This is a genomic window from Streptomyces sp. NPDC050564 (assembly GCF_044457265.1).
In the GTDB taxonomy this organism is placed as follows: domain Bacteria; phylum Actinomycetota; class Actinomycetes; order Streptomycetales; family Streptomycetaceae; genus Streptomyces.
Genome location: NZ_JBITGS010000008.1, coordinates 173530 through 187517, shown reverse-complemented (window position 1 = coordinate 187517; position 13988 = coordinate 173530). Strand labels below are relative to the sequence as shown.

Below are 13988 nucleotides of genomic sequence, written 5' to 3'. Positions count from 1 at the left end.
CAGATCCGGATCTCATCCGGAGATGTCGTCTTCACCCACCACGTCTGCGACTCCTCGATACACGGCTTACGTCACCCAGAGGCTAGCAGGTGTCTTCCTCCGCTCCGGCGGTGGTTGGTCGGCTCGGACTCATACGTGTGTGCGGCGTTCTGTCGCCGACCGCTTGTCGTTGACAGTGCCACGGCGCCCATGGCAGCATCGTCACCAGTTAAACCGGTGATGATGCCGTGCAAGGCTCGGCGGAGTTCACACCTGTCCGAAGGAGCACACCATGGCAGAAAAGCCGAAGCGGAGGGCCGAGGGCGCACCCGTGGGGCGGCGCGCGATGCTGGGCATGCTCGGCGCGGGCGCCGCGGGGCTCGCCGCCGCGCCCTATCTCCAGCGTGGCTGGGAGGGGTTCCTGGCCGCTGCCTCTCAGGTCGACGCCACGGGCCTGACCGGTCTGCTGCCCAATCCGGGCGGCTTCCGGTATTACAGCGTCGTCGGCTCGGTGCCGCACAAGGACGAGACGAACTACGCGCTCCGGGTCCGCGGACTGGTGGAGCGACCGAAGGCCTACACGCTCGACGAGCTGCGCGCTATGCCGCAGACCCGGGTCGTCCACGACGTCGTCTGCACGGACGGGTGGCGCGTGGACAAGACGCCTTTCGAGGGCGTGAAGCTGGCGGACATCCTCGACGACGCCGGGGTGCGTTCCCCGGGCGCGGCGATCCGGTTCACCTGCTTCGACGGCGCCTACAGCGAGAGCCTCACCCTGGAACAGGCGCGCCGTTCGGACGTCCTGGTGGCGCTGAACATGCAGGACAAGCCCATTACCCACGCACACGGCGGACCGGTCCGCCTGTACGTGGCCCCCATGTACTTCTACAAGTCGGCCAAGTGGCTGTCCGGTATCTCGGTCACCGGCAAGGTCGTTCCCGGCTACTGGGAGGAGCGCGGTTATGCGATCGACGGCTGGCTCGACGGCGCAGACCGGCACAGCGACGCGGTCTGAACACGACGGCCGCGTCCGCCGCTTCAGCACCGCCGAACGCATGGTCCACCGGGCCACCGGCTACCTGATGCTGGTGTGCCTGGTCTCCGCCGCCTGTCTGTACCTCGGGCCGCTGGCCCAGCTCGTCGGACGGCGGTACCTGATGATCACGGTCCACGAGTGGTCCGGCATCTCGCTGCCCCTGCCCTTCCTGCTGGGGCTCTTCTCTCCCGCCTTCCGCGCGGACCTGCGCCGGCTGAACCGCTTCGCGGTGTACGACCGGCAGTGGCTGCGCGCCGTTCGCAGACGTCGGACCTCGCCCGAGGCGCGCCCGGCCGGCAAGTTCAACGCGGGCCAGAAGCTCTACGCCGGCTGGATCGCCGGCGCCGTCCTGGTGATGATGTTCACCGGCCTGCTGATGTGGTTCATGGGTCTGCTGCCCGCCATCTCCCGTACCAGTGCGATCTTCGTCCACGACCTCCTGGCCTGGGCGATCACCATCGTCGTGCTCGGACACATGCGCAAGGCGTTCGAGGATCCGGAGGCGAGGCTGGGGATGCGTACCGGGTATGTCAGCCGGTCCTGGGCGCAGCGATACCACTCCCGGTGGCTGCGTGAGGAGCGCGACGGCAGCGTCGGCGAGAGAGCTGACGAGGTGTGAGGTGTCGCCGTTTCATCCACGCGGGCAGCGATGTGGGCCTTCGGCTGCGGGCGCTGGGCGACCGCGTCCGGCTGGAGGTGCGGGACTCGGACAGCGATCCGTCCGGCCGTGCTCCGCCCGTGCGCTGACCTCGTCGGTGAGCGCCTGTACCTGGTGGCCCGCGGCCTGTACTTGGTCGACGTCCTGGCGGACACCTGGAACACCGCTCCGAACGGCCAGGCAAGGCCGTCTGGCTGGAGATGGACATTCCCCGGCGGGCCGGGCCGACCGTCGAATGACCTAACACGTGCTTTACGGAGCCCGGCCGCGGCGCGCGGACGCGGACCGTCAACTGACTGTCGCCGGGGTGCGTCGCGCGCGGTCAGAGTGGGGACCGGGCCGAGGGCATGCGGTCCGCTCGGCGTGCGAATGCACCTGAACGCGATCCACCCCCTGTCCACACCCGATCCATGTCTTCCGTCACCGGCTTAACAGGTGATAAAGTCTGACTCGGTCTTCGGCGAACCCGGGGCTGCCTCGGGGGCGCATGCCGGGGTCAGGGAGATATGCCCGCGGACGGCTTCCGCGGCGAACCCGTCGGCCCGCCCACTGTCTTGCTCATGTGATGTGCACATGTGTCGCCGCAGTCAGGCGCACACCTACTTTCTTGGATGGAAAAGCAATGAGACGACTTCTGACTGTCCTCGCGGCCGGTGTGCCGCTGGCCGCGGCGGTGTACCTGCCGACCGCGTCGGCGGAATCCCAGACCTCCGCCTCCACACCGCTCAACTGCAACACAGTGTCGGTGAAGGCCCCGACCGGCACCAAGGTGGAGTCCGTGACGGCGGTCCGCCAGACGGGGGGCACCATTCACGGCTCCGGCATCCTGGGCGGCACGGTCACCGACGTCCCGGCCTACTGCGAGGTGACGGTCACCCTCGCCCACCCGGGCGACGGCGACCACGCCAAGGTGCAGACCTGGCTGCCCATCAGCGGCTGGAACGGCCGCTTCCAGGCGCTCGGCGGCGCCGCCTACGGCGCCGGGGACAACGGTGTCGGTCTGGGCACCGCGGTCAAGAACGGCTACGCGGTGACCACCACGGACGCCGGCGTCGGTGACGTCCTCGACACGAGCTGGGCGCTGGACAGCAAGGGCCAGGTCAACACCGCGTTGCTGAAGAACTTCGCCTCCCGCTCCCAGCACGAGGCGGCCGTTGTCGGCAAGGAGGTCGTCGCCGCGGCCTACGCCAAGCGCGCTTCGTACTCCTACTTCACCGGCTGCTCCACCGGCGGACGCCAGGGCTATATGGAGGCCCAGCGCTACCCCGACGACTACGACGGCATCCTCGCCGACGCGCCCGCGATCAACTGGGCAGAGTACGAGCCCGCCACCCTGTGGCCGCAGGTGGTCATGAACAACGAGAAGACTTACCCGACCGGCTGCGAGCTGGACGCCTTCACCCACGCCGCCGTCAAGGCCTGCGACTCGCTCGACGGCGTCAAGGACGGCCTGGTCAACGACGCCTCCCGCTGCGACTTCGACCCGCGCCGGCTGATCGGCACCAAGGTGGTGTGCGACGGCAAGGAGCTGACCATCACCGCGGCCGACGCCGCCGTGGTGCGCAAGATCTGGGACGGTCCGCGCACCGCCTCCGGCAAGAAGCTATGGTCCGGAGTCCCGGTCGGGGCCGACCTCAAGGGCCTGGCGGAGACCGAGGTGGCACCCGACGGCACCGTCAAGGGCAAGCCCTTCCCGGTACCCGCCCTCTGGGTCCAGCTCTGGCTGAAGAAGGACCCGTCCTTCGATGTCTCGACCATCACCTACAGCCAGTTCACGCAGCTGTTCAAGCAGTCCCGGGCTGAGTACGACAAGGTCATCGGCACGGACGACCCGGACCTGTCCGCCTTCCGCAAGTCCGGCGGCAAGCTCCTGACCTGGCACGGCGAGGCCGACCAGTTCATCCCCACCCAGGGCACGGTGGAGTACCACGAGCAGGTCGAGCGGGAGCTGGGCAGCGCCAAGAAGGTCGACGACTTCTACCGCCTCTTCCTCGCCCCGGGCACCAACCACTGCGGTCTCAACGGCACTGACGGTTCGGCCGACGGCCTCGCCGCCCTGACCGACTGGGTCGAGCAGGGCAAGGCGCCCAAGATGCTGCCCACCACGCTGATCAACGCCGACGGTCTGCAGGTCACCCGCAACCTGTGCAGCTACCCGCAGGTGTCCCGCTACAAGGGCCACGGCGACCCGGCCGTCGCCTCCAGCTTCCGCTGCGCCTTTCCGCCCCGGCACTGACCTGTCCGCATACCACCCGACGACCGAGAAAGGCCGAACCATCATGAGCACGCAGACGGCGACATCCACCGCTCCGGCGGCGACGGGCGAACGCTCCTCCCTGCTGAGGCTGTACCTGGGCCGCGGCGTCCTGGCTGTGGCGTGGGCCCTGGCGTTCGCCGGTGCCCATGAGGACCTCAATGCCCCGGCGATCACGTTGCTGGTCGTCTACCCGCTGATCGACGCGGTGTCCTCACTGATCGACTACCGGGCCCTCCCCGACGGCTCGGAGCGCCGGGTCACGGCGTTCAACGGGGTGCTGAGCACGCTCGCCGCCATCGCCGTCGGCATCGCCGGCGCCGGCGGCGTGGCTCCGGTACTCCATGTGTTCGGTGCCTGGGCCGTCGTCTCCGGGGCGGCCCAGGTGGTCGTCGGGTTCCGCCGGCGCGGCCCCGAACTGGGCAAGCAATGGCCGGTGCTGATCGCAGGCGGACTGTCCTTCCTCGTCGGCATCTCCTACAACATCCAGGCGGCGGGCGACGATCCCTCGCTCGACGTACTGTCCGTCTACGCCACGGGCGGCGGGGTCTTCTTCATTGCGCAGGCAGGCCTGCTGGCCTGGAAGACCCGCCAGCTGCGCACCCGCACCGCCTGACCTGCTCGCACACCGCATTTCGACCCGCGCCCCTTGGGGCCGCGGGTCGAAACATTTCCGGACTTCCGATGCCTCACCCTTCAGCCCTTGCCGAAGCCGGCAAGGCGAACTCCTCCGCCACGAGCGCGTACGAACGCCCACGCGCCCCGAAGTCGTGGAACAGCGTGGTGAACATCAACTCGTCCGCGTTGGTGCGCTTCTGCAGATCAGTCAGGCCCGTCCGGACCGCGTCGCGCGTTCCGTGGACGACGGCGCCCAGCCATCCGTCGACGAATTCCTGCTTCTCCGGCGTGTACGGGTTGTGCCTTGCCGGCGACCGACTGCTGTCGGAAGTACTCGCGGACGCGGGGTTCGGGAGCATCTCCGGCCTGCTCGCCCAGCTGTCGGACCTGATGGAGGCGGCCAAGGCCACCGGCATGGTCCACGCCGACGCCATGATGCTCGATCTGCGCGTGGTGCTCCGCGGCATGGCCGTCCAGCTGATCAGGACCGCCGAGCGGGACCCCGCTCTGTGGCGCCGGTACGACGAACTGGCGCTGCAGGCGTTGCGCCCCTGAGGGCTTCGCCCCTAATGCATGTGCCCCCGCACTGCGCAAAGGTGCAGGCACATGTGTGTCAGCCGGTCACTGACATGTATGGTCGAACGCGTGGGCGCAATCACGGACACAATCGCCATTGCCCACCTGATCGCCAAGTACGCCGAGCTGGTCGACACCGGAGACCTGGCCGGTGTCGGCGAACTGTTCGCCGACGCCGTGTTCATCGGCAGCGGCGAACCCGTCCCCGGCCGGGCCGGAGGGGTGGAGAGGATGCTCCGGGACAGCGTGATCCTCTACGAGGACGGCACGCCGCGCACCCACCACGTCACGATCAACATCGCCGTCGATGTCGACGAGGAGGCGGGAACCGCCGCCGCGCGTTCCTACGTCACGGTGTTCCAGGCCCTGCCCGACTTTCCGCTGCAGCCGGTGGCCGCAGGGCGCTGCAGCGACCGCTTCGAGCGCCGGGACGGGCACTGGCGATGCACGGAGCGCCAGGTCAGGATCCACCTGGTGGGCGATGTCAGCCGCCACCTGCGCGGTCAGCCGACGCGATAGTGGACCGGGAGGGACAGCACGCCTCGGACGATGCCGGAGCAGCTCGGGCCGCTCGCGTAACAGCTGTGGCTGCTCGGGGTGTTGCAGCAGGGCCGGCACGGCGTTGCCCAGCAGGTTCACGGTGCTCTCGTGGCCGGCCACGACCAGCATCATGGCCGTGCCCACCAATTCGTCCTCGGAGAGCCGGCCGTCGTCCTCGTCGCGTATCGCGACCAGGACCGACAGCAGATCGTCCCGCGGACTGCTCCGCTTGTCCGCGACCAGTTCGGCCAGCAGCCCCAGACCGGCCGGCAGCCCGTGCAGACCGGCCGACGCGGGGCGGTGTTCGGGCGAGGCCACCCGGTGCCTGTCCCGACCAGCGGCGGAAGTCGAGATGGTGCTCCTTGGGGATCCCCAGGAGTTCGGCGATGACCGTGGCGTTGAAGGCTTCGAGGAGGTCCACGTCGCCCGACGGCGGCAGCGCGTCGATCAGGTCGTGGGCGATCTGCTCGATGCGCGGCGCCAGTTCGGCCGTACGACGAGGGGCGAAGGCGGCCGAGCACAGCCGGCGCAGACGGGTGTGCTCGGGCGGGTGGGCCTCCATCATCTGCGCGCCGAGTCCGACCTTGGGCTGGTGCAGTACGTAGCCGGCGGCGGCCAGTGCCTCGGCGGCGGGGGCGGCGTCCTTGAGCAGGGCCGGGTGGCTCAGCGCCTCGGGGGCCAGGTCGTAGCCGACACCACTCAGCCCTTCAGGCCGAGATGGAACTCGGCCGGGTGGATGGGGCCGAGTTCCCGCAGCGGGGCATAGCGCGCGGGGGAGTCCGCCATGTAGGCGGGGTCGATGACCACCCTGCCGTCCTGGTACGGGCACCGCTCGTGCGGGCTCATGGTGCGTTTTTCTCCCCTTCCGGCGGTAGCGCGACGGCCTGATGTGCGGGCGGGGCGGCTGGGCCGTCGTGATGAGAACGAGTACGGCCCGGTGGAGGTTCAGGCCGGCCGCGCGCGAACACGCCTGAGGGGCACGCGCGGTGCGCGTGCCCCTCAGGCGCCGGAGAACTCAGTTGTCACTGTTGAAGATGGTCAGCACACGCAGCACCTCCAGGTAGATCCACACCAGCGTCGTGGTGAGACCGAAGGCGGCCAGCCACGCCTCCTCGCGAGGGGCGCCGTAGGCAACGGCGTCCTCGACCTGCTTGAAGTCCAGGGCGAGAAAGGCCGCGCCGAGCAGGATGCCGACGACACCGAAGAGTATGCCGAGGCCGCCGCTGTGGAAGCCGAGGCCGTCGCCCGCGCCGAAGGCCGAGAAGAGGAGGTCGGCGACCAGCAGCAGGAGGAAGCCGGTCGCGGCGGCGGCGACGAACCCGGTGAACCTCCGGGTCACGCGGATCCAGCGCATCCGGTATGCGACGAGTACACCCGCGAACACCGCGAAGGTGCCGAGCACCGCCTGTACGACCACACCCGGCGCGATGTAGGTCGAGATCGTGCTGGAGAGCACGCCGAGAAACATGCCCTCGAACGCCGCGTACCCGAGGATCAGCGCCGGGGACGGCGTCCGCTTGAAGGCCTGGAGCAACGACAGGACGAAGGCGACGAGAGCCGCGCCCATGGCGAGGCCGTAGGACCGGCCGATGTTCGCCTCGTCGACGGGCAGCAGGAGCCAGGCCAGCACTGCCGTCAGGGCCACGGTGCCGAGCGTCGTCCCGGTGCGGACGATGACGTCGTCCATCGTCACCGCGGTCCCGTCGGTCCGCGGTGACGTGTCGGCATCGCGGGCGTAGGGGTTGTTCAGGTAGTCGACCGCCGGTCGGCCTCCGACCGCGGCACCCATCGGCCGGCGCGTGTAGGCGTCGGCCGGACCGGCGTCACGGCCGACACCCCAGCGGGAAAGGATCGGGTTGCTGGTCCTCACGTCATTCCTCCTCGTCCGCCGCACACTCGCGGCCTGCGGCAAAGCGTTGTCGTCGGTGTTCCGGGACGGCATACGTGTGGCACTGGCCACGCACCGGGCCGACGACGGCAACCCCTGCGCGTCACCACTCTGACAGGTGACGAGACGAGAAGCAAGTCATCCGTGCGTGGGCCCGGTGGCGGTCAATGGGACGACGCTCCCGGGCCGTCGAGCAGCTCCATGAGGAAGTCGTCCCAGTTCAGGCCGTCCATCTCCGCCTCGGCCGAGGTGATCCGGTAGGTCGTGTCGAGCCACTCCGCGAGCGGCGCGGTGGGCACTTCGAACAGGGCCTCCACCTCCTGCGATTCGAGAAGCAGCCAGGACGAGGGCCGCTCCCCGGGCAGCGTCGGCCACATGCGTACGTCGCTGGAGCCGCTCATCGACGTCAAGCCGCGGTGAAGGAGCTCGCGGCCGATGCGCCAGATGAGACTCGGTCCTCGTTCCGCCAGGAACTCGATTGTGATCACCGCGGCCATTTCCGGGTCGAAGCGGAACTCGGCACGTATCGGCAGCGGGGTGAATTCATCGAGCATCTGGTTGAGGTCCAGGAACAGCGAAGGCACGAGCTCGGGCGCCGAACGTGCCTGCAAGGGTGACTGATCACGGTGCATGACAGGAGTTCCCCTCCGTGGGACGAAGTCTGCGTCCACAACTGTTCGTCAGGGGACGGAACCCGCACATCGGTCAGTTGACGGTCAGAGGGCAGAGGGGGCGCCGGGATGTGCCCTCGGGCTGCTGGAGACGTGACGTAAGTCAATCGTCTGCCGGTGCCGCACGGCCCTGACTGCTGTGCGTGCATCTTCAATGAGGCACGTACCTCATTCGGCGGTGTGCCACGTGTGTCTGGACGGATCATGGAACGCCTTCTTCGCCGTTCCCCTCATCGGGACCCGCCCCATCCTCCAGATCATCGGCGAGCGCGCCGTCACCGCCTGGATGGCCATCGAGGCCCACCGGCGCGCCACCGGCCCCAAGGAACTCCACTGGATCAAGGGCGCCAGCCGCGTCGATCTGTATGGCAGGAGGGAGTGCATCGATCCCGCCGTCGACAAGCTCACCGACTTCTTCATCGTCAACCTGGGCAAGTGACCGCCACCGCGCCCCGTATGCGCCCGCGTGCACGGCGACATGGCGAAGGGGCCGACAGCTCACGCTGCCGGCCCCTCATGGTGTGCGCCGTGCCGTACCAACGGCCCTGCGGATCACGGGCCGGAAGGGGGTCACTTCGCCTGCAGAGGCCCCGTGAAGGACTTGCGCAGGGACGAGGGAGCGGCCAGGGGGAGCAGTGCGGCGAGCATCTTGCCCTTGACCGTGCTCGGCTGCCGCGTCAGCTCGACATCGACCCGGGTGCCTTCGCCCTCCGGGGTCATCCGGAAGACCCAGCCGCCGCCGGCTCCGAAGAGCTTGGAGTCGAGCGTGGTGATGGTGACCGTGTCACCGGCCGGCTCCCACTCGTAGCGAGCACGCTCCCAGGCTGCGGCGGTCCCCTCGGTGACCTCGGCCCAGGTGTCGCCGAGTTCGTGGACCGTGAAGTGTTCGGCGTCGATCGTGGGCCAGGCCTCGGCGCGTGAGGGGCCGAAGTCGGTCAGCACCGCCAGCACGTCTCGCGGGCTGAGCTTGGAGACAACATCGAACCGTACGACTGTCATGGGATTCCCTCACCGAGAAGTAACTGTCCTGACCGGTGACGAGAGGTTCTCAAGGATGCTCGTCACCTGTCAAGGCGGTTACTTGGGAGGGTGTAGGGACGGGGACGGTCCCCTCGTACAGGACCGTCCCCGCGTTGCTCAGCCGCGGTTCTCGGCCTGGAACATCCAGCTCTGCTTCTCCAGGTCGGCGGTCAGGCCGATCAGCAGATCCTGCGTGACGGCGTCCGCCGGGCCGGTCTCCTCGATGCGTGCCCGCACCCGTTCGATGACGGCGGAGAATGTCTGGACCAGGGCCTGTCGCGGTGATCGCCGAACTGCTCGGCATCCCCGAGGGTGACCGCCAGGACTTCCGCCGCTGGACGTCACTCGCCTTCCAGGTGGGCCACCCCGAGTACGCCATGGCGGTGGCGAGCCTGCACGGCTTCCTGCGCCGGTTGGTCGAGGACAAGCGGCGCGCTCCCGGCGACGACCTGCTGTCTGCCCTCGTCGCGGCTCGGGACGAGGGCGACGGCCGCCTCTCCCGGGACGAACTGGCCGGCACCGCGGCCCTGCTCGTCATCGCCGGCCACGAGACCACCGTCAACCTCCTGGGCAACGCCGTGCCGGCGCTGCTCCAGCACCCCGACCAGTTTCAGATGCTGCGGGGTGGCCCCGGGCTCCTGTCCAACGCCATCGAGGAGTTCCTGCGCTACGACACCTCCGTCGAATGCACCACCAACCGGTACGCGGCCGAGGACCTGGAGTTGGGCGGGGTGGGAATCCCCCGCCGCGGCATCGTCGCGGTGGCCCTGGCCTCCGCCAGTCGCGACGCCCCCTGCCCGACGGTGGCGATCCGGACGCGCTCGACATCACCCGTTCCGCCGCCCGGCACCTCTCCCTCGGCCACGGCATCCACCACTGCCTGGGCGCCCCGCTGGCCCGCCTGGAGGCCCGCGTCGCCCTGCACGCCCTGCTCACCCGAGTCCCGCACCTGGAACTCGCGGTCCCCGCCGATTCCCTCGACTGGTTCCCGGCCGGGATGGTGCGCGGGGTGCTGTCGTTGCCGGTTCGGCACCGCCTCGGGTGAGCTCACACATAGCAAATCGTCACCGCCTTGACAGGTGATGAACAGGAAGTGCAAGCTGACAGTGGTCCCGCCGTCCGACGGGACCCGTCCACGATCGACGAAGCGGAGGCTGGTCATGAACCAGGAAGCCACGATGGACGCCGCCGCGGCGGCACGGCATGCGCGTTTCGGCAAGCTGCCCGAGCGCATCCGGTACGAGGACATGACCGAGGTGGTGGAGTCCGAGCCGAACGGCGCGGCGAACGCCTCGCCCGAGGACACGGGCGCGTGGCGCACCTTCTCGTGTCTGGCCCTCGACCTGGGGATCTAGCACTCAGGCGCAAAACGCGTCGCACGAGCGAGCACGCACTGTCGACAGGGGCAGATCATGAACGCATACGAGTACCCATTTTTCCCGGGCCGCCTGGGAAAGGAGCAGGAGGCCCTGGAGGAGCTTCTCCGCCGGGTGAACTGCAACGACCGGCGGGAGCCGGACCGGGAGCCGGAGGAGTACACGAGAAAGGCTCGCCGGCTGGCGGCCGTCACCTTCCTCAGTGCCCTGCTGTGACCGCCCCGTCAGCGGTGAGGGAAAGGGCGGGCAAGGCGGTCGCCGTGAAGTCTCCTGAGTCAACTGCCGCCTGAGGTCCCCTTCAAGTACGGTCCTGGTGTCGTCGTCCAGGCCGGGCGAGGACAGCAGATCCGCGTGGGCGAGGGCGCCGACGTCCGAGACGTCCGGAGTGCCGTGCTCCGCGGACAAGATGTGCAAGCGCGCCCCGCCGACCGCCTCCCGTGCCACCGCGAGCTCTGCTCGTCGCCCAACTTTTGCGCCGCCCACGCCAGTTCCACGCCGCCCACTCCATGTCGTCGCTCCACGAAACCTCCCGGTAGTGGCTCGTCGGGACCGTGGTGACCAGGAGCCCGCGTCGGCCGGTGTCGGCGCGCGCGTACACGTCCGCCGCCTTGTCGAGCCACCGTCGCGCCGCCTGCGGATCCTGCTCGGCGTGCGTTTGCGCGGCCGGCGCGAAGGCGGCGGCCACTCGACCCGTCAGGTTGGGACGTACGGGCTCGCCGGGGGCGGTGGCGCGGAACATGGGGCGGTACTTCACCAGGTAGTCGGGGTCGCCCGGTCGTACGGAGAGGTCGTCGTCCTCCTCCGACAGGCGCCATGCGTCGTGGTCGCCGCGCAGACGCGCGTTGCCGCTGCCGAGGCCCACCTGGGCATACAGCACACCGTCCGTGCCGTCCCACATCCTGTCCAGCCAGGCCGGCCCGTGGTCCGCCTCCGCGGGAAGCCCGGGTGCCGGAGATGTGGTCGCGCACGGCGGTCAGCATGTGTCCGACCCTGTACGGCGCGGCGTGCGTGAAGTTGAGGAAGTCACCGGGGTCGAACCAGCCCCCGGAGACGCCGACCGGCCCCCCCCGCGACCTCGGTCAGGCCCGTTGCGGCCGTCCGTTCGCCGCCGCCGTCGTAGCGCGAGGGCGCGTAGACGACGGTTCGCTCGTCTGCCAGGTGGGAAGCGACGCGGCCGGTGCATTCGGGGAGCACTTCAGCGCCGGTCCGCTGGGTGCGGAAGAAGCGCACGCTGTCCGCGCGCAGCGCGTCCGTCAGTGTCTGGCCGAGGGCACTCGGATGCGGGGCGACTGTCCGCCGAGCCCGTCAGCCGCAGCCGATACGTGTCGGTCACATATCCGGCCTGGTCGACACGTATCTCCACGGGCTCGGTGGCGTCCCCGCCGCGCAGGAGACGAGGCCGCCGGCGGTCACGATCGAGGCGACCGTGACCGTGACCGCCGGAACGAACCGGGCCAAGGGTTTCACGGCGCACAGTGTGACTCATGGGGTACGAGGGGCCGGAATCCGACCGTCGTCCGACCGCGAAGCCGAAGACACCTCCGAACCTGCGACGCAGTCATTCGACGGATGTGTGCGCAACGTCGGTTCCAGGAGACTGAACACACGCCCTCACGACCGACGAAAGGCACCCGTATGCCCACCTTCGCCGACCACGTCATCGCCTCGCTCAGGGCCTCCGGCGTGCGCCGCCTGTACGGCCTGCCCGGTGACTCGCTCAACGGTCTGACGGACGCCATACGCCGCGACGACGGCGTCGACTGGGTGCATGTGAGGCACGAGGAGAGCGCCGCCTTCGCGGCGGCGGCCGAGGCCGGGCTGACGGGAGAGCTCAACGTCTGCGTCGGCAGCTGCGGTCCGGGCAACCTGCACCTCATCAACGGGCTCTTCGACGCCCAGCGCAGCCGTGTCCCGGTCCTCGCCATCGCCGCCCAGATCCCAGGCAGCGAGATCGGCTCCGGCTACTTCCAGGAGACCCGCCCGCAGGAGCTGTTCGCCGAGTGCAGCGTCTACGCGCAGGTGGTGAACAGCCCGGAGTCCGGGCCGCGCATCCTGGAGATGGCGATGCGGGCGGCGGTCGAACGCAGGGGAGTGGCGGTCGTGGTCGTACCCGGCGAGATCTTCCTCGCCAGGACCGGCCGTGACCTGGTCCCCACCGTGGTACGCCCGGCCAGGACCGTTGTCCGCCCGGACGACGACGCTCTGCGCGAGGCCGTCGCGCTGCTGAACGAGGCACAGCGGGTGACGATCCTGGCGGGCGCGGGCGCGGCCGGTGCCCACGACGACCTGGTCCGGCTCGCCGAGACCCTCAAGGCCCCGATCGTGCACGCCCTGCGCGGCAAGGAGTTCGTGGAGTACGACAACCCGTACGACGTCGGGCTCACCGGCCTGCTCGGCTTCGCCTCCGGCTACAAGGCGATCGAGGAGGCCGACACCCTGCTCATGCTGGGCACCGACTTCCCCTACCGGCAGTTCTATCCGCGCGACGCGAAGGTCATCCAGCTCGACCTCCGCGGCGAGCAGATCGGCCGGCGCACCCATGTCGACCTGCCGCTGGTCGGCAGTGTGCGGGACACCCTGCCGGCGCTGCTGCCGCTGCTGACCGCCAAGACCCGCCGCGACCACCTCGACCGGGCTCTCGCCCACTACGCCCGCACCCGCAGGTCGCTGGACGCGCTCGCCGTCAACGACCATGAACGCACCCCGATCCACCCGCAGTTCGTGGCGCGCACCATCGACCGCCTCGCGGACCGGGACGCGGTCTTCACCGTCGACGTCGGCTCCCCGGTGGTGTGGGCGGCCCGCTATCTGACGTTCAACGGGCGCCGCCGGCTGCTGGGTTCGTTCAACCACGGCACGATGGCCTGTGCCCTGCCGCACGCCGTGGGCGCGCAGGCGGCGTATCCGCGCCGTCAGGTGGTCTCGCTGTCGGGCGACGGCGGGCTCACCATGCTCCTCGGCGAGCTGTTCACCCTCCGGCAGAACGGCCTGCCCGCCAAGATCGTCGTCTTCAACAACGGCTCGCTGAACTTCGTCGAGCTGGAGATGAAGGCGGCAGGCATCGTCAACTATGCGACCGAGCTGGACAATCCGCAGCTGGCCGAGGTCGCCGCCGCGATCGGGCTGTGGGCACGGCGGGTCGAGCGGCCCGGCGACCTGGAGGACGCGCTGAAGGGTGCCTTCGCCCATGAAGGTCCGGCGCTGGTCGAGGTCATGACGGCACGTCAGGAGCTGTCAGTGCCCCCCGCGGTCACAGTGGAGCAGGCCAAGGGCTTCACGCTCTACGCGATCCGCACCATCCTGTCCGGCCGGGGCGAGGAGCTGCTCGACCTGGTGACCACCAATGTCGCCCGCAGGATCCTGCACTGATGC

Annotated in this window: 15 protein-coding genes and 1 pseudogene; 11 read left to right on the top strand and 5 right to left on the bottom strand. The window is 69.4% G+C overall.

All coding sequences use genetic code 11. The features are described from left to right. The first annotated feature begins 271 nt into the window (after positions 1 to 271). The 6 genes from ACIBK0_RS15180 to ACIBK0_RS15155 all read left to right on the top strand — a co-directional run bounded on the left by ACIBK0_RS15180 (position 272) and on the right by ACIBK0_RS15155 (position 5640). The gene (locus ACIBK0_RS15180; RefSeq protein ID WP_399079633.1) at positions 272 to 994 is read left to right on the top strand and encodes a molybdopterin-dependent oxidoreductase; all 723 of its coding nucleotides are present in this window, start codon (positions 272 to 274) and stop codon (positions 992 to 994) included. After that, complete coding sequence (locus tag ACIBK0_RS15175; RefSeq protein WP_399079631.1) at positions 942 to 1634, top strand: cytochrome b/b6 domain-containing protein; 693 nt, start codon at positions 942 to 944, stop codon at positions 1632 to 1634. The genes ACIBK0_RS15180 and ACIBK0_RS15175 overlap by 53 nt, the downstream gene beginning before the upstream one ends. Before the next feature lie 661 nt (positions 1635 to 2295). Then, entirely contained in the window at positions 2296 to 3909 is a 1614-nt protein-coding gene (locus ACIBK0_RS15170; protein WP_399079629.1) for a tannase/feruloyl esterase family alpha/beta hydrolase, read from the top strand. Positions 3910 to 3952: 43 nt separating this feature from the next. Further along, complete coding sequence (locus ACIBK0_RS15165; protein ID WP_399079627.1) at positions 3953 to 4543, top strand: DUF308 domain-containing protein; 591 nt, start codon at positions 3953 to 3955, stop codon at positions 4541 to 4543. Positions 4544 to 4611: 68 nt separating this feature from the next. Continuing rightward, a complete protein-coding gene (locus tag ACIBK0_RS15160) occupies positions 4612 to 5100 on the top strand; it encodes a hypothetical protein (RefSeq protein ID WP_399079625.1) in 489 nt (162 codons plus the stop codon). A gap of 90 nt (positions 5101 to 5190) precedes the next feature. After that, positions 5191 to 5640 (top strand): nuclear transport factor 2 family protein, encoded by a 450-nt coding sequence (locus tag ACIBK0_RS15155; protein WP_399079623.1) that lies wholly within the window; start codon positions 5191 to 5193, stop codon positions 5638 to 5640. 720 nt (positions 5641 to 6360) lie between these two features. On the opposite strand, the gene ACIBK0_RS15150 is transcribed toward ACIBK0_RS15155, so the two are convergent. The 3 genes from ACIBK0_RS15150 to ACIBK0_RS15140 all read right to left on the bottom strand — a co-directional run bounded on the left by ACIBK0_RS15150 (position 6361) and on the right by ACIBK0_RS15140 (position 8181). Then, positions 6361 to 6507, bottom strand: a complete 147-nt coding sequence (locus ACIBK0_RS15150) for a hypothetical protein (protein WP_399079621.1) — start codon at positions 6505 to 6507, stop codon at positions 6361 to 6363. A 169-nt stretch (positions 6508 to 6676) separates the two neighbouring features. Continuing rightward, complete coding sequence (locus tag ACIBK0_RS15145; RefSeq protein WP_399079618.1) at positions 6677 to 7531, bottom strand: Bax inhibitor-1/YccA family protein; 855 nt, start codon at positions 7529 to 7531, stop codon at positions 6677 to 6679. A gap of 182 nt (positions 7532 to 7713) precedes the next feature. Further along, positions 7714 to 8181, bottom strand: coding sequence for an SsgA family sporulation/cell division regulator (locus ACIBK0_RS15140; protein WP_399079616.1), 468 nt, complete (start codon positions 8179 to 8181; stop codon positions 7714 to 7716). Between the two features lie 241 nt (positions 8182 to 8422). Between ACIBK0_RS15140 and ACIBK0_RS15135 the strand changes: the two are divergent. Beyond that, a pseudogene (locus tag ACIBK0_RS15135) lies at positions 8423 to 8659 on the top strand (alpha/beta hydrolase); the annotation flags it as partial. Between the two features lie 131 nt (positions 8660 to 8790). On the opposite strand, the gene ACIBK0_RS15130 reads toward ACIBK0_RS15135, so the two are convergent. Next, positions 8791 to 9219, bottom strand: a complete 429-nt coding sequence (locus ACIBK0_RS15130; protein WP_399079613.1) for a hypothetical protein — start codon at positions 9217 to 9219, stop codon at positions 8791 to 8793. Between the two features lie 278 nt (positions 9220 to 9497). On the opposite strand from ACIBK0_RS15130, the gene ACIBK0_RS15125 reads away from it, so the two are divergent. From ACIBK0_RS15125 to ACIBK0_RS15115, 3 genes are all read left to right on the top strand, one after another. Then, positions 9498 to 10316 carry a cytochrome P450 gene (locus ACIBK0_RS15125; protein ID WP_399079611.1) on the top strand — a complete coding sequence of 273 codons (819 nt, stop codon included), beginning with the start codon at positions 9498 to 9500 and terminating at the stop codon, positions 10314 to 10316. 84 nt (positions 10317 to 10400) lie between these two features. After that, the gene (locus ACIBK0_RS15120) at positions 10401 to 10595 is read left to right on the top strand and encodes a hypothetical protein (RefSeq protein ID WP_399079609.1); all 195 of its coding nucleotides are present in this window, start codon (positions 10401 to 10403) and stop codon (positions 10593 to 10595) included. 57 nt (positions 10596 to 10652) lie between these two features. Then, positions 10653 to 10832: a hypothetical protein gene (locus ACIBK0_RS15115; protein ID WP_399079607.1), complete on the top strand. Its 180-nt coding sequence runs from the start codon at positions 10653 to 10655 to the stop codon at positions 10830 to 10832. A gap of 82 nt (positions 10833 to 10914) precedes the next feature. Here ACIBK0_RS15115 and ACIBK0_RS15110 read toward each other — a convergent pair whose 3' ends face one another. Beyond that, the gene (locus ACIBK0_RS15110; protein WP_399079605.1) at positions 10915 to 11514 is read right to left on the bottom strand and encodes a glycoside hydrolase family 9 protein; all 600 of its coding nucleotides are present in this window, start codon (positions 11512 to 11514) and stop codon (positions 10915 to 10917) included. A gap of 737 nt (positions 11515 to 12251) precedes the next feature. Between ACIBK0_RS15110 and poxB the strand changes: the two genes are divergently transcribed. Next, positions 12252 to 13985: a ubiquinone-dependent pyruvate dehydrogenase gene (gene poxB, locus ACIBK0_RS15105; RefSeq protein ID WP_399079603.1), complete on the top strand. Its 1734-nt coding sequence runs from the start codon at positions 12252 to 12254 to the stop codon at positions 13983 to 13985. Positions 13986 to 13988 lie beyond the last annotated feature (3 nt).

What these genes read in the sequence shown, in the direction of transcription:
- ACIBK0_RS15180 (WP_399079633.1), top strand. Translation starts at nt 272, where the DNA reads ATGGCAGAAAAGCCGAAGCGGAGGGCCGAGGGCGCACCCGTGGGGCGG.
- ACIBK0_RS15175 (WP_399079631.1), top strand. Translation starts at nt 942, where the DNA reads ATGCGATCGACGGCTGGCTCGACGGCGCAGACCGGCACAGCGACGCGG.
- ACIBK0_RS15170 (WP_399079629.1), top strand. Translation starts at nt 2,296, where the DNA reads ATGAGACGACTTCTGACTGTCCTCGCGGCCGGTGTGCCGCTGGCCGCG.
- ACIBK0_RS15165 (WP_399079627.1), top strand. Translation starts at nt 3,953, where the DNA reads ATGAGCACGCAGACGGCGACATCCACCGCTCCGGCGGCGACGGGCGAA.
- ACIBK0_RS15160 (WP_399079625.1), top strand. Translation starts at nt 4,612, where the DNA reads ATGCCTCACCCTTCAGCCCTTGCCGAAGCCGGCAAGGCGAACTCCTCC.
- ACIBK0_RS15150 (WP_399079621.1), bottom strand. Translation starts at nt 6,507, where the DNA reads ATGAGCCCGCACGAGCGGTGCCCGTACCAGGACGGCAGGGTGGTCATC.
- ACIBK0_RS15140 (WP_399079616.1), bottom strand. Translation starts at nt 8,181, where the DNA reads ATGCACCGTGATCAGTCACCCTTGCAGGCACGTTCGGCGCCCGAGCTC.
- ACIBK0_RS15130 (WP_399079613.1), bottom strand. Translation starts at nt 9,219, where the DNA reads ATGACAGTCGTACGGTTCGATGTTGTCTCCAAGCTCAGCCCGCGAGAC.
- ACIBK0_RS15125 (WP_399079611.1), top strand. Translation starts at nt 9,498, where the DNA reads ATGTCTGGACCAGGGCCTGTCGCGGTGATCGCCGAACTGCTCGGCATC.
- ACIBK0_RS15120 (WP_399079609.1), top strand. Translation starts at nt 10,401, where the DNA reads ATGAACCAGGAAGCCACGATGGACGCCGCCGCGGCGGCACGGCATGCG.
- ACIBK0_RS15115 (WP_399079607.1), top strand. Translation starts at nt 10,653, where the DNA reads ATGAACGCATACGAGTACCCATTTTTCCCGGGCCGCCTGGGAAAGGAG.
- ACIBK0_RS15110 (WP_399079605.1), bottom strand. Translation starts at nt 11,514, where the DNA reads ATGTGGGACGGCACGGACGGTGTGCTGTATGCCCAGGTGGGCCTCGGC.
- poxB (WP_399079603.1), top strand. Translation starts at nt 12,252, where the DNA reads ATGCCCACCTTCGCCGACCACGTCATCGCCTCGCTCAGGGCCTCCGGC.